General features: G+C 63.8%; 10 protein-coding genes. 5 read left to right on the top strand and 5 right to left on the bottom strand.

All coding sequences use genetic code 11. The annotated features are described in order from the left end of the window. Positions 1-76 precede the first annotated feature (76 nt). Positions 77-2,932, bottom strand: coding sequence for a pitrilysin family protein (locus FHW92_RS13175; RefSeq protein ID WP_168603732.1), 2,856 nt, complete (start codon positions 2,930-2,932; stop codon positions 77-79). An 87-nt stretch (positions 2,933-3,019) separates the two neighbouring features. Beyond that, the gene (locus tag FHW92_RS13170; protein ID WP_168603731.1) at positions 3,020-3,667 is read right to left on the bottom strand and encodes a hypothetical protein; all 648 of its coding nucleotides are present in this window, start codon (positions 3,665-3,667) and stop codon (positions 3,020-3,022) included. Between the two features lie 190 nt (positions 3,668-3,857). Here FHW92_RS13170 and FHW92_RS13165 point away from each other — a divergent pair, with 190 nt between their 5' ends. Next, entirely contained in the window at positions 3,858-5,624 is a 1,767-nt protein-coding gene (locus FHW92_RS13165) for a M28 family metallopeptidase (protein WP_246870152.1), read from the top strand. 115 nt (positions 5,625-5,739) lie between these two features. Further along, positions 5,740-8,319: an ATP-dependent chaperone ClpB gene (gene clpB / locus FHW92_RS13160; RefSeq protein WP_168603730.1), complete on the top strand. Its 2,580-nt coding sequence runs from the start codon at positions 5,740-5,742 to the stop codon at positions 8,317-8,319. 39 nt (positions 8,320-8,358) lie between these two features. On the opposite strand, the gene FHW92_RS13155 is transcribed toward clpB, so the two are convergent. Then, on the bottom strand, positions 8,359-8,985 hold the full coding sequence (locus FHW92_RS13155) for a glutathione S-transferase family protein (protein WP_168603729.1): 627 nt from the start codon (positions 8,983-8,985) through the stop codon (positions 8,359-8,361). 121 nt (positions 8,986-9,106) lie between these two features. On the opposite strand from FHW92_RS13155, the gene mtnP reads away from it, so the two are divergent. After that, positions 9,107-9,973: an S-methyl-5'-thioadenosine phosphorylase gene (gene mtnP / locus FHW92_RS13150; protein ID WP_168603728.1), complete on the top strand. Its 867-nt coding sequence runs from the start codon at positions 9,107-9,109 to the stop codon at positions 9,971-9,973. A gap of 54 nt (positions 9,974-10,027) precedes the next feature. Here the strand turns inward: mtnP and FHW92_RS13145 are convergent, their stop codons facing one another. Together FHW92_RS13145 and FHW92_RS13140 are read right to left on the bottom strand one after the other, a co-directional pair. Continuing rightward, positions 10,028-11,416 (bottom strand): aminomethyl transferase family protein, encoded by a 1,389-nt coding sequence (locus tag FHW92_RS13145; RefSeq protein ID WP_168603727.1) that lies wholly within the window; start codon positions 11,414-11,416, stop codon positions 10,028-10,030. Positions 11,417-11,444: 28 nt separating this feature from the next. Next, a complete protein-coding gene (locus FHW92_RS13140) occupies positions 11,445-12,140 on the bottom strand; it encodes an alpha/beta fold hydrolase (protein WP_246870151.1) in 696 nt (231 codons plus the stop codon). A gap of 186 nt (positions 12,141-12,326) precedes the next feature. Between FHW92_RS13140 and FHW92_RS13135 the strand changes: the two genes are divergently transcribed. Beyond that, positions 12,327-13,199 carry a methylenetetrahydrofolate reductase gene (locus tag FHW92_RS13135; RefSeq protein ID WP_168604084.1) on the top strand — a complete coding sequence of 291 codons (873 nt, stop codon included), beginning with the start codon at positions 12,327-12,329 and terminating at the stop codon, positions 13,197-13,199. Between the two features lie 69 nt (positions 13,200-13,268). Beyond that, positions 13,269-14,141, top strand: coding sequence for a formyltetrahydrofolate deformylase (purU, locus tag FHW92_RS13130; protein ID WP_349237685.1), 873 nt, complete (start codon positions 13,269-13,271; stop codon positions 14,139-14,141). Positions 14,142-14,157 lie beyond the last annotated feature (16 nt).

The raw sequence follows: 14,157 nt of genomic DNA, 5'->3' as shown, positions 1-14,157 counted from the left end.
GCCCCGGCCGAACCGAGGCGCTACCCCATAATGGGATTGCAAAGGGACTAAGTCCCTTTGCCCGCCGGAGGCAAACTCACTTTGCCCCCGACACCTCCACCGGCAATCCCACATCCTTCAACTGCGCTTCAACCTTGGCCTTGTCGCCCACGACCACGAAGGTCAGGCCATCGGGTTGCAGATATTCCGCCGCCTTGGCCTCCAGCGTCTTGGCATCGATGCTGCGATAGAGCGTGGGCAGCTTGCTGTAATAGTCATCCGGGCGGCCGAGGCGCTCATTGGCGGCAATCGCGCCCAGCACCTGTCCGTTGGTTTCAAACTTGTTGGGCAGGCCGCGGATATTGCCGTCGGTCACGCGCTGCAATTCCTCGGCGGTGACGGGTTTGGCGCCCGGAAACGCCTTCATGTCGGCAATCATCGCCTTGATGGAATCGCCGGTGCGGTCGGTCTGGACCGGGGCAAAGAGGATCATGCTGCGCGCGCCCAGAGGCTGGCGAACGGCGGTGGAGACGCCGTAGGACCATGCCTTTTCCTCGCGGATGTCGAGGTTGAGGCGCGAGAGGAAGCCGCCGCCCAGCACTTCATTGGCCAGATCGAGCGCTTCCTGTCCCGGCGCGCGCCCGTCGATGGGCAGGACCTTGCCCGCCACGATCATCGACTGGGGCGAACCGGGCCGGTCGATCAGCACGATGCGCGGGTGCGCCGGGGGCAGCGCGGCATTCAGCGCCTTGACCGGCTTGGCGGCGGCTGGCGCCTTCCACACGCCCAGCGCCGTCTCCAGCTTGGGCAGCAATTCCTCCATCGTGATATCGCCGACAACCGTCACGCGGGCTAGATCGGGCCGCAGCCACTGGTCATGCGCGGCGCGCAGATCCTGTGAGGTCAGGGCCTTCAAGGATGCCGCATTTCCCAGCCCGTCGGAGGCATGGCCATAGGGATGGTTCGGCCCGAACAGCAGCGGATTGATCGCGCGCAGCGCCACGCCGCGCGGATTGGCCATCGTCTGAGCCAGCGCGGCCAGGCGCTGATCCTTGACCCGCGCCACCTCGGCGGGGGCAAAGGCGGGATGCAGCAGCACGTCCGTCATCAACGAAAGCGAGGGCGCCAGATTGGCAGAAAGCGCCGAGAGCGTGATCGAACTCGTATCCAGACTGCTGCCCGTTTCAATACTCGCGCCCAGCCGCTCCTCTTCCTCCAGCACCTGCACCGCGCTGCGGGTGGTGCCGCCGGTGGCGTCCTTGACCGTGCCTTCCTTCAGCATCGAAAGCATCAGCCCCTGCGTGCCGGGCGTGTTGAGCGAGTCCGCCGCGATCCCCGCGTCAAAGCCGATGCTGACCAGCACCTTGGGCACCGCCGTGCGCCGCGCCAGCGTGACGGGCATCCCGTTGGACAGCGTCGCATGCTGAACCGAGGGGAAGGCCAGTTCGCCCACCGGGGCCACTTCGGGCACCTTGCGCGGGGGCGATTGCGGCACGGGCGGCACGGGGGCCTTGGCATCGGGCTTGGGCGCGGGGCGCGTGGCCTCATCGCCCCATCCGCCCAGCAATTCGCCCTTCTGCTTGCGTTCGCCCGGTGTCACGGCAATCGCCAGCACGGGCCGCTTCATCCAGCGCCCGGTCGCCGCCTTGATCTGGGCAGGCGTCAGCGCGGCCAGTTCGGCCAGATCCTTCTTATACTGCGCCGGATCGCCCGAATACATCAGCCCCTCGGCCAGCGTGGTGCCCTTGCCGCCAAAGCCGCCGACAACCTCCAAAGCGCCGATCTCCGCCGAGACCGAACGGGTGGCGGCCCGCTTGACCTCATCGGCATTCGGTCCGGTGGCCAGAAAGCGCGCGATTTCCGCATCCAGCGCCGCCTCGGCCTTGGCGCGCGGCACGCCCGGTTTCACATCCATCGAGATTTCGAGGAAGCTGACCTGTTCATGCGTCTCGAAATCGGCGCTGACCGAGACAGCTACCTGCTTGCCCCGGACCAGCGCATTGTCGAGCCGCGAGGAAGCAAGGCCGCCAAGCACGCTCATGCCCATATCCAGCGCGGCGGCATCCTTGTCATTCAGCCCCGGCCCGGACCAGATCCGCATGATCCGCGTGGTGGCCACCTTGTCCTGCATCTCGACCCGCTTGGGGGCCTTGAGCGTTACAGGGCCCGCCGCAACGGGTTTCACCGCCGGACCGGAAGGAATGTCGCCAAAGTATTTTTCCACCAGCGGCCGGGCGCTTGCCGCGTCAATATCGCCCGTCAGCACCAGCACCGCATTGTTGGGCGCATAGTGATCGGTGAACCAGTGGCGCACATCCGACAGGCTGGCCGCATCAAGGTCGGCCATCGAGCCGATGGTCTGGTGGCGATAGGGGTGGCCGATGGGGAACAGGCCGTCGGTTTCGGCATAGCGCAAGAGGCCATAGGGCTGGTTGTCGCCCTGCCGCTTTTCGTTCTGCACCACGCCGCGCTGCTTATCCAGCTTGTCCTGCGTCACCGCGCCCAGCAGGTGCCCCATGCGGTCACTTTCCAGAAACAGCGCCAGCGGCAGCGCGCCGGTCGGCACGGTTTCGACATAGTTGGTGCGGTCATACCATGTGCTGCCATTGGTGCTGGTCGATCCGGCGGCCTCGAGCGGCACGTCGAAATTGGCCACATTCTCGCTGCCGCCAAAGAACAGATGCTCGTAAAGATGGGCAAAACCGGTCTTGCCGCGCGGCTCATGCTTGGACCCGACACGGTAGTAAGTGGTCACGCCGATGATCGGCGCCTTGCGGTCGGTATGGACCAGAACCGTCAGCCCATTGGCCAGCTTGAAGCTCTCATAGGGAATATCGACCTTCTTCACCAGCTCGGCCAGCGGCGTGGCGGGCGGGGTCGATTGAGCGATGGCGGGCTGGGCGGAAAGGGTGAGGGCAAGTGCCAGCAGCGGCGCGGAAATCTGGTGTCGCATGGTGTTTCCCGTCAATGGATGCACCATGGGTAGTTTCATCCCCGGCCTGTCGCAAGGATGAACCGCGCGACAGGCCGGAGAGATCGATCAGAAGCCGTAGATCATCCCCGCGACCACCTGATGGCGATCAAAGCTGACGCCGGTCTTGGCGCCGTTGATGCTCAATTCGCCATAATTGGTATAACGATATTCAAGGCGCATACGCACCTTGTTGAGCATATATTCGGTGCCCACCCCGACGCGGATGCCGTCCATGGTCTGGCTGCCGTGATAGATATTGGCGCCGGTGGCATCGGCAACATCCAGCGTGCCCAGCGCATTGGAATAGCCCGCCTTGGCATAGGTCAGCAGATGCGGGGCGACCATATAGCCGAATTTGGCGCCGACAAAAATGTCGCGGCCCACGCCCACCTTGAGCGAGCCGATCCCGTTTGCCGATTCACGCAATGCCGCCGTGCTGCCCATCACTTCGACTTCAAAGCCAAGGCGGCTGCGCTCGCCCGTGCGCGTGTCAACGCCCACAACGCCGCCATAGGTCACGCCGCTGCGACCGATGGTCGTGGTTGAATCGCTGCCGATCACACTGTCATAGCCCACGACCGGGCCGGCATAGACCTCCATCTCGGGGTTTTGATAATCGATGCGCGGCGATGCGGCCATGGCGGGCGATGCGGCCAGAGCGGTCATGGCCACGGTTGCCGCCAGGACATGGCGGGCGGCAAAAAGACTGGTCATTCAGGAAATCTCCGAGGAGTTGAAACGGGACGAACCTGTCTTTTTTGGCTGGACTAGGGTTAATTACTGGTTCTCGTCTTTGATTTTATTTTACAATTTTTACCCCCATTCCTGTGCATGGCCCATGCTTGCCTGTTGGGAAATCTTGCCTATGCTGACATGCGTGTCAGTTTCCCATAAAGAGAGATGCATGCCTGCTCTTGCCAAGTTTTCCGCCTGCCTGATCCCCGCGCTGCTGTTGGTCAGCCCGGCCCATGCCATTGAATCGGTCGAGGCGACCGAGGCCATGTATGAAGAAGCGGGCGCGCCGCCCGCCGCCAAGCCTGCAGCCAAGGTTGAAGCTCCGACGCGCGCCGAAGCGGACATGCCGCTCGACCCACGCTTTTCGGCCGAGCGCATCCGGTCCGACATCGCCTTCTTTGCCGACGATCTGCTCGAAGGGCGCGATGTGGGCAGCCGGGGGCATGAGATCGCCGCACGCTATGTGGCGCAGCGTTTCGCCTCGCTGGGCCTGACGCCGATGGGCGACATCGGCCCGGACGGCAAGCGCGGCTGGCTGCAGCGCATCACCTTTCAAAAGACCTCCTATGCCGATGGCCCGGCCGGGATGGAGATCACCGGCCCCAAGGGCAAGACCACATTTGACCATGGCAAGCAGGTGATGATTTCGGCCAGCGCCAATGAGCCCAAGCTGGATATCAGCGCTCCGCTGGTGTTTGTCGGCTATGGTATCGACAATGACCTGATCGGTATCAATGATTACAATGGTTTGGATGTAAAGGGCAAGATCGTTGTCGTGCTGCGCGGCTATCCGGCGGGTATGGCCAGCGAGGAGGGCGCGCATCTCTCGGCTAACAAGGCGCAGATGGCGCAGGCGCATGGTGCGATCGGCGTGATCACCTTGAACACCAACGCATCGGCGCGGGTGCGGCCTTGGGAAAAGGCGCTGCAATATGCCTTCTATCCCAGCTATGCTTGGGTGGGCGAGGACGGCAAGGCGAATGAGGCCGCGCCGGGCATCCGTGTGGCCGGGGCGATCAGCGATGAGGCTGCCGCGGCATTCCTGGCGGGCGCGCCGCGCACGCTGGCGCAGATCCGCGCCGAGGCCGACAAGGTAGGCGGGCGGCCCAAGGGCTTTGCGCTCAAGACCAGCTTGCGCGCCTTTTCGACCAGCAAATCCGAGCGCGTGACCAGCCCGAACATCGTGGCCATGCTGCCGGGCGGCGATCTCAAGGACCAGACGGTCGTGCTCTCGGGCCATCTCGACCACCTTGGCGTGGCCGCGCCCAAGCCGGGCGATGCGCCGGGCAAGGACCGCATTTACAACGGCGCGATGGACAATGCGGCGGGCAGCGCGACAACGCTGGAGGTCGCCCGTGTGCTGTCCGAGGACAAGAAAGGCCCGCGCCGCTCGGTGGTCTTCCTGATTTCGACGGCGGAGGAAAAGGGCCTGCTGGGCGCCGATTATTACGCCAACCATCCCACCGTTCCGGCGGCCAGCATTGTCGGCAATGTCGATCTGGATATGCCGGTGCTGCTCTATCCCTTTACCGATGTGGTGGCCTATGGCGCGGATCATTCGACGTTGGGGCCGATTGTGGCGGCGGCGGTCAAGCCGATGCAGGTCAGCCTCTCGCCCGATCCGATTCCGGCCGAAACGATCTTTGTGCGTTCGGACCACTATCGCTTTGTGCGCAAGGGCGTGCCTGCGGTGTTCCTTGCCACGGGCTATGCCAATGGCGGGGCGGCGGCCAATGAGGCGTTTCTGGCCAAGACCTATCACCAGCCCAATGATGATATGAATCAGGCATGGGACTGGCGCGCGGGCGCCCGCTTTGCCGAGGCCAATTATCGCATCACCCGCGCCATGGCCGATGGTGACACGCTGCCGCAGTGGTTCAAGGGCGATTTCTTTGGCGATACTTATGCGGCAGGGGCGGTCAAGGCAGCGAAATAAACCGGATTGCTCCGCATCAAAGAACGGGGAAACATGGGGCGGTAAATTCTTGTTGCAAGGGCTTGTGTGGCGATTTTGTCACACTACCTTGTGAGGCAACGGAGGAACCGACCCCATGAACCTCGAAAAGTTTACTGACCGCGCCAAGGGTTTCCTGCAAGCCTCGCAGACTTTGGCGATCCGCCTGAACCACCAGCGCATCACGGCGGAACATATTTTGAAGGCCCTGCTGGAGGACAGCGAGGGCATGGCCAGCGGGCTGTTGCAGCGCGCGGGCGGTAATCCCGCCATCGCCAGCGCCGAGCTGGACAAGGCTCTCTCCAAGATCCCGGCGGTGTCGGGATCGGGCGCGCAGGCGCAACCGGGCCTCGATAATGATGCCGTGCGCGTGCTGGACAGTGCCGAGCAGATTGCCAACAAATCGGGCGACAGTTTCGTCACCGTAGAACGCATCCTTGTCGCGCTGGCTTTGGCCACGACGACGGCCGCCGGTCAGGCGCTGAAAGCCGCCAATGTCACGCCTCAGGCACTGGAGGCCGCGATCACGCAATTGCGTGGCGGGCGCACGGCCGACAGCGCTGGGGCCGAAAACGCCTATGACGCGATGAAGAAATATGCCCGCGACCTGACTCAGGCGGCCAAGGACGGCAAGCTCGACCCGGTCATCGGGCGCGACGAGGAAATCCGCCGCACGGTGCAGATCCTGGCCCGCCGGACCAAGAACAACCCCGCGCTGATCGGCGAACCGGGCGTGGGCAAGACCGCGATTGCCGAAGGTCTCGCGCTGCGCATTGCCAATGGCGATGTGCCCGACAGCCTCAAGCATCGCCGGTTGATGGCGCTCGACATGGGCAGCCTGATCGCGGGCGCCAAATATCGCGGTGAGTTCGAGGAGCGCCTGAAGGCGGTTCTGGACGAGGTGAAGGGCGCGGAAGGCGAGATCATCCTGTTCATCGACGAAATGCACACGCTGATCGGCGCGGGCAAAAGCGAAGGCGCGATGGATGCAGGAAATCTGCTCAAGCCCGCTCTGGCGCGCGGCGAATTGCACTGCATCGGCGCGACCACGCTGGATGAATACCAGAAGTATGTCGAGAAGGACCCTGCCTTGCAGCGCCGGTTCCAGCCCGTTTTCGTGGGCGAGCCGACGGTGGAGGACACGATCTCGATCCTGCGCGGGTTGAAGGAGAAATACGAGCTGCACCATGGCGTGCGGATCGCGGACAATGCGATTGTCGCAGCGGCCACCCTGTCGAACCGCTACATTGCCGACCGTTTCCTGCCCGACAAGGCGATCGACCTGATGGATGAGGCCGCAAGCCGCATCCGCATGGAGGTGGAGAGCAAGCCGGAAGAGATCGAAAACCTCGACCGGCGGATCATCCAGCTCAAGATCGAGGAAATGGCGCTGGCCAAGGAGAGCGATCAGGCGTCGAAGGACCGGCTGGCCGCGCTGCGCGAGGAACTCGCCAATGCCGAGCAGAAGTCGGCCGAGCTGACCACCCGTTGGCAGAACGAGCGCGACAAGATCGCCGCCGAGGGCAAGATCAAGGAGCAACTCGACGCCGCACGCATCGAGCTGGAACAGGCGCAGCGCAAGGGCGATCTGGCCCGCGCGGGCGAGCTGTCCTATGGCCGCATCCCCGATCTGGAACGTCAGCTTTCCGAGGCGCAGTCTCAGGCGCAAAACGCCATGCTGCGCGAGGAAGTGACCGCCGATGACATCGCGGGCGTGGTCAGCCGCTGGACCGGCGTGCCGGTGGATCGCATGCTGGAAGGCGAGCGGGAAAAGCTGCTGCGCATGGAAGAAGTGATCGGCCAGCGTGTGATCGGCCAGAAGGATGCGGTGGTGGCCGTTTCCAAGGCCGTCCGCCGCGCCCGCGCCGGTCTGCAGGACCCTAACCGCCCGCTGGGCAGCTTCCTCTTCCTGGGCCCGACGGGCGTGGGCAAGACCGAGCTGACCAAGGCGTTGGCGGGGTTCCTGTTCGACGATGACAGCGCGATGGTGCGCATCGACATGAGCGAGTTCATGGAGAAGCACGCCGTTTCGCGCCTGATTGGCGCTCCTCCGGGCTATGTCGGCTATGATGAAGGCGGCGTGTTGACCGAGGCGGTGCGGCGGCGGCCCTATCAGGTCGTGCTGTTCGACGAGGTGGAGAAGGCCCACAGCGATGTGTTCAACGTGCTGCTTCAGGTCCTCGACGATGGCCGGTTGACCGATGGGCAGGGGCGTGTGGTGGATTTCACCAACACGCTGATCATCCTGACGTCTAACTTGGGCAGCCAGTATCTGGCCAATCTGCCCGAGGGCGGCGATGTGGAAAGCGTCGAGCCGCAGGTGATGGAGGTGGTGCGCAGCCATTTCCGGCCTGAGTTCCTCAACCGTCTGGATGAGATCATCCTTTTCCACCGGCTGGGTCAGGAGCATATGGCGCCCATCGTCGATATTCAGGTCGCGCGGGTGCAAAAGCTGCTGAAGGATCGCAAGATCACGCTGGCCATGACCGATGCGGCCAAGCGCTGGCTGGGCCGGGTGGGCTATGATCCGGTCTATGGCGCGCGTCCGCTGAAACGCGCGGTGCAGCGCTACCTGCAGGACCCGCTGGCCGAAAAGCTGCTGGGAGGCGAGGTGCCCGATGGCAGCACGGTCAATATCGAGGAAGGCGACGGCGCGCTGAATATCAGCGTGGCGTGATGAAAGGGGCCGGGGGTAAAATCCCGGCCCCTTTTTGCATCAACTGGGCGGAATGAAGGCCTGCTGGATCGCCTGAAATTCCTCGCGGGCTTCGGCGCGAGCGCTGTGGGCGGCCAATGCGGGATAATCGCTGAGCGTTACCAGCCAGCCATAGGCTTCGGACACAAAGCGCGCGACCACGGCCACGGCGATGTCATCATGGCCCGGCGCATCGCCATGCCACCAATCGCCATCGCGGGCGGCGCATTGTGCGTTCAATGCGGCCATGCCATCGCGGATCTGGGCTTCGCTGCGCTGGGTGAAAAACGGATCGACCTCGCCGCCGAACCGGCGCGTGTAGAAATAGGCCACCGCCTTGTCGGCCACCGCCGTGGCTGTGGCGATGCGCTTTAACGCGGCGCGGCGGGCCGGGCCATGGGCGGCGATCAGGGCTTTATCGCGGCCATGGACCTCATCGAGATGGTCGAGGATCGCCCCGCTCTCGATCAGCACTTCACCATCGTCGAGCACTAAAGTCGGCACCCGCTTCAACGGGTTGAGGTGGGCGAATTTGTCGCCATCGCCCATCACCGAAAAGGGGCTGTGTTCGAAAGCCATGCCGTAAATCCTGAGCGCAATCCCGACGCGGCGGACAAAGGGGCTGTCAAACTGGCCAATCAAAAGCATAAGTTTTTCCTTTCAGTCACAGACTGCACGGGCGCGCAACTCTTGGCAAGAGAAGCGAAAAGCGGTTTCGGCGCCGCGTTCCATCGGCTAGGCAACCGGCAGGACACAGGAGTTTGATCGCATGAGCGCATGGCATATCGGGGTGATTGGCGGATCGGGTCTGGCCGAAGGGATCGGGCTTGAAGGCGCGCAGGAGATTGCCGTCGAAAGCTCCTTTGGCGCGCCCAGCGGCAGCGTCACCACCGGCACGCTGGACGGCGTGCGCTTCACCTTTTTGCCTCGCCACGGACCCGGCCATGCCATCCCGCCCGGCGAGATCAATTACCGCGCCAATATCGACGTGTTGAAGCGCTGCGGCGTGACGGATCTGGTCTCGCTCTCGGCGGTGGGGTCGCTGCGTGAGGAATATGCGCCGGGCCATTTCGTTTGCGTCGACCAAATGATCGACCGCACCGAAGGCCGCGCGCGCAGCTTTTTCGGCACAGGGATGGTGGCGCATCTGGCGCTGGCCGATCCGGTCTGTCCGCGCCTGTCGGAATTGCTGGCGCTTTCGGCGCATCATGCGGGCGGCACCGTGCATCCCAAGGGCACCTATATCGCCATTGAAGGCCCGCAATTTTCCACCCGCGCCGAAAGCCGGATGTATCGCGGATGGGGCGCGGATGTGATCGGCATGACGGGTTTCCCCGAAGTGCGTTTGGCGCGTGAGGCCGAGCTGCCCTATGCGATGCTGGCGATGGTCACTGATTATGACGCCTGGCGGGACGAGGAAGCGGGCGTCGAGGCCCATGAAGTCTTTGCTACGATGAAGGCCAATGCAGCGCTGGCCCGCGCGGCGGTGCGCGAATTGGCGCGCCTGTTGCCCCCGGTGCGTGAGGACAGCCCGATTGACCGGGCGCTGGACGGCGCCTTCGCCACCGCCCCGGCGCAGCGCGATCCGGCGCTGTTGGCGCGGCTGGATGCGGTTGCGGGTCGCGTTCTGCGGTAAACGGAAAACGCCCCCGCCGTCTCCGGCAGGGGCGTTTCCTGGCATCAGAACCGATCAGGCCTGACGGTTGCGCCAGCTGTCGGCATAGGCGTCACGCGCCACTTCCGAATAGGGCACCGAGGCGATCACGGCCTTGATCTCGGTCTGCACGTGGCGCTCGACGGTGGGCTTGCGCGTGCCGCCATCGGGTTCACCCCACAGCAGCGTAACCTGCGTGCCGGGTGTGGCGACGCTTTCGTCCACCATGGCCAGCGTCAGGAACTTGCCCTCATTGGCGGTATAGCCGATCCAGGTGGAAAGGCCGACCATCTTGCCGTCCAGCAGCACCTGATCAAACGGATGCATCGCATAGACGGCGCTGGGATATTCCATGAACTTGGCGCGCTCGCCCTTCGACAGGGCCGAGGACTGGACGCGCATCACGTCTTCATTGTCCAGCGCCAGCGTCACCTTGCGGCGGTGCGGGCCGGCGGCCTTGGCTTCCAGCGCCTCACGGCCGATGAAGTCATGGTCGAACTTCACAAACGGACCATAGCCCAGATCCCACGGGGTCAGGTAATAGCCCTCGATGCTGTCGGGGATGTAAGAACCGCCGATCGAGCACTTGGCTTCATAGGAATTGGCCGAGGCCCATGCGCGGAAACCCTTCGAACCTTCGCCGGTATAGGTGGCGGGCAGCGGCGAGGGGATCCAGCCCGATTCCAGCGTGTTCGACGAATAGGTACGGCCGCCGCACAGCGTCAGGCCATAATCCTTGCCCGCTTCGACCAGCGCGCCATGGACAGCGGCGTAATCTTCCCAGGGGCCGAAGAGTTCATAGCCCGGCTGGCCCGCCATGCCGTGACGCAGCGCGCGCACCTTGGCGCCGCCGAATTCCAGCGTGGTCATGTGGAAGAACTTGAGGTCGGGCGCGTCATAGCCCAGCGCCTTGGACAGCACGGCCATCGCATTGGGGCCCTGAAGCTGGAAGCGGTAGTTCTTGCGCTTGCCGTCGGTGCGCATGGCCCAGCGTTCGTCGCGCTCGACCTTGACGTCCCACTTGCCGGTGGCGGCATGATATTCGACCCATTCGATCGCGGGGGCGCGGCCCACCAGATTGAACAGGTTTTCGCCCAGATAGAACAGGATCACGTCACCGATCACATAGCCTTCGGCCGTGCAGGGCACGAACTGCTTGGCGCGGTCGGGCACAAAGCCCTTGAAGCTGTTGATGCCCAGATAGTTGAGCATGGCAAAGGCGTCGGGGCCCGACACTTCCAGATCGACCATGTGATACGACTGGTTGAACAGCACGGCGGTCTTGGCCCAGGCCTGCTGCTCGGTGCGCCAGTTCGAATATTCGGCCGGAACGCCGGGATAGACATTGGGGCCGACCTGCGCGTTGCGCAGCATTTCGACAATGTCGCCGCTGGCATCGAGGACATCTTGCAGGCTTTGGGTCATCTTACTCTCCTTATGTGGATCTTGGTGTTCAGGCGCGCTGGGTCAGCCAGCGGGCGATGATCTGGGTGAAGGCTTGCGGACGCTCGATGGGCAGGAAGTGGCCCGCATCGGGCACGATTTCCAGCGTCGCGCCGGGAATGGCTTCGGCAATGGCGCGGGCCTGCTCGGGCGGGCTCCACACATCCAGCGCCCCGGTGCAGGACAGCACCGGCATGGTCAGCGTGGGCAGCAAATCCTCCAGCGACGGGCGCGAGAGCAGGGCCTCGATCTGCGCCTCAAAGGCGGAGAGGCCCTGTTCAAGGCACATGGCGGTCAATGGACCCATCAACGCGGGGCGATTGTCAGGCGCGATCATCGGCGGCAGCCAGTCGGCCACCAGCGCCTCCATCCCATATTCGCGGCCCTTGTCGCGCAGGGCATAGCGCTTGTCCGCCTCGCCCGCGCCCACAGGATGCGTGCCGGTGGAAACCAGCGCGAGCCGCTCGACACGCTCGGGTGCACGACGCGCGACTTCCAAGGCCACGCGCGCACCCATCGAATGGCCCAGCAGGGCAAAGCGCTCGGGCGCCTGCGACAGCAGCCGCTCCGCCATCGCGCCCAGCGAATCCACCGTACCCCAACCGGGCAGGGCGGTGGCCTGCGGCAGGGCGGCGCACTGCGCGGCAAAGACCCGCGAATCACAGATCAGACCGGGAACCAGCAGCAATGGGAGGTTTTCAGGCATCGTTTCCCGCATTTTTCTCGTCCATGAAAAATTCATCTATACGAAATTATCGCCCTGCGCTAGAGGACACTTCAAGTCACACGCATTTCGTTTTAGTATGCGTCGCATACAAAATATCCGTCCCCGATGAGGCAGGCATCCAAGCCCCCATCGCCGGGCGCCAGAGAGAAAGGGCAGAGGACCATGGTGGCCATTTCACAGATCCACCCCAATTGGGAACGCGCGCCGGACGGGATTACCGACGGATTTTCCTTGGAAATTACGGCCAAGGATGTCGATTCGCTGCGCGCCGCCGCGCCCGCCATTCCGCCCGAAACGCCCATCGCCGTCACCTTCCTGCCAGGCGAGGAAGCGCCCGCGCGAATCGCCGCCGCCAAGGCCGTGCGCGCGCTGGGTTTTGAGCCGATGCCGCATTTTTCCGCCCGCCGGATCACCAGCGAGGCTGAATTCCAGGATTACCTCAACACCGTTGTGCAGGAAGCGGGCGTGCGCCGCTGTTTTGTCATTGCGGGCGATCCCGAGCATGCTGCGGGCCCCTATAATGATTCGAGCGAACTGATCGCCACCGGCCTGTTTGAAAAGGCCGGGATCAAGGCAATCGGCGTGGGCGGGCACCCGGAAGGGCACCCCAACATGAGCGAGGAGCAATGCTGGGAAGTGCTGGCCCGCAAATGCGTGGACATCGACGCGCGCGGCATGGCCCCGCTGGTGGTCACGCAATTCGGTTTTGACCCCGATGCGGCGCTCAATTGGCTGGTGGCCCTGCGCCAGCGCGGGATTGTTGCGCCCGTGCGCATCGGCGTGCCGGGGCCTGCGGGCATCAAGACCCTGATGCGCTTTGCCGCGCGCTGCGGCGTGGGCGCCTCGGCCAGCGTGCTGGCCAAATATGGCATTTCGATCACGCAATTGCTGGGCAGCGCCGGGCCGGACAAGCTGGTTGACGCGCTTGCCAAGGGCCTGAATGAAAGCCATGGACCGGTGCGGTTGCATTTCTATCCGTTTGGCGGACTGGAAAAAACCGTGGCGTGGATCAACTCGTATCGCAAATCGCGCGGCTGATCGGCTGCGAAAAGGAATAAGCGCCGGCGCGAAAAGGCGCCGTGCGGGAGAGAGAAAGGATCAATGCAAGTGACCACGTCTGACCACGACACTGTTTGTACGCTGAGCCTGTCCTGTGGGGACCAACCCGGCCTTGTGGCCAAGGTGGCGGGCTATCTGGCGGGGCGCGGCGGCAATATTCTCGATGCCCAGCAGTTCAACGACCGCCTGACCGACCGCTTCTTCATGCGCGTGATCTTTGCCTTGCCTCAGGGCGATACGGCGGAGGAATGGCGCGCCCATTTCGGCGATCTGGCCGCCGAACATGCGATGGACTGGCGCCTGCGCGTTCATGGCGAGCGGCAGAAGGTCGTGCTGATGGTCAGCAAATTCGACCACTGCCTCGGCGATCTGCTCTATCGCTGGCGCATTGGCGAGATCGACATGGATGTGGTGGCGATCATCTGCAACCATGACCGCAAGCATATAACCACCAGCCTGATCGGCGATCTGCCCTTCTATCATCTGCCGATTACCAAGGACACGAAGGCGCAACAGGAAGCGCAGATCAAGGCTATCGTGACCGAAACGGGGGCCGATCTGGTGGTGCTGGCGCGTTATATGCAGATCCTGAGCGACGATCTGGCGGGCTTCCTGTCGGGCCGCTGCATCAATATCCACCACTCGTTTCTGCCCGGCTTCAAGGGCGCCAAGCCCTATCATCAGGCCTATGAGCGCGGGGTCAAGATGATCGGTGCAACGGCGCACTACGTGACCGCCGACCTCGACGAAGGTCCGATCATCGCGCAGGACGTGGGCAGCATCAGCCACGCCCATGCGCCCGAGGACCTTGTACGCAAGGGTCGCGATATCGAACGCCGCGTGCTGGCCGAAGCGGTCAAGGCGCATCTCGAGGATCGCGTGTTCCTCAATGGCCACCGCACCGTGGTATTCCCGGGCTGATACAGGAGGCGGGGTG

The sequence above is a fragment of the Novosphingobium sp. SG707 genome (genome assembly GCF_012275515.1).
Lineage (GTDB): Bacteria > Pseudomonadota > Alphaproteobacteria > Sphingomonadales > Sphingomonadaceae > Novosphingobium.
Note: the sequence above shows the minus strand (reverse complement) of the source record. Positions and strands in the feature narration are given on the sequence as shown.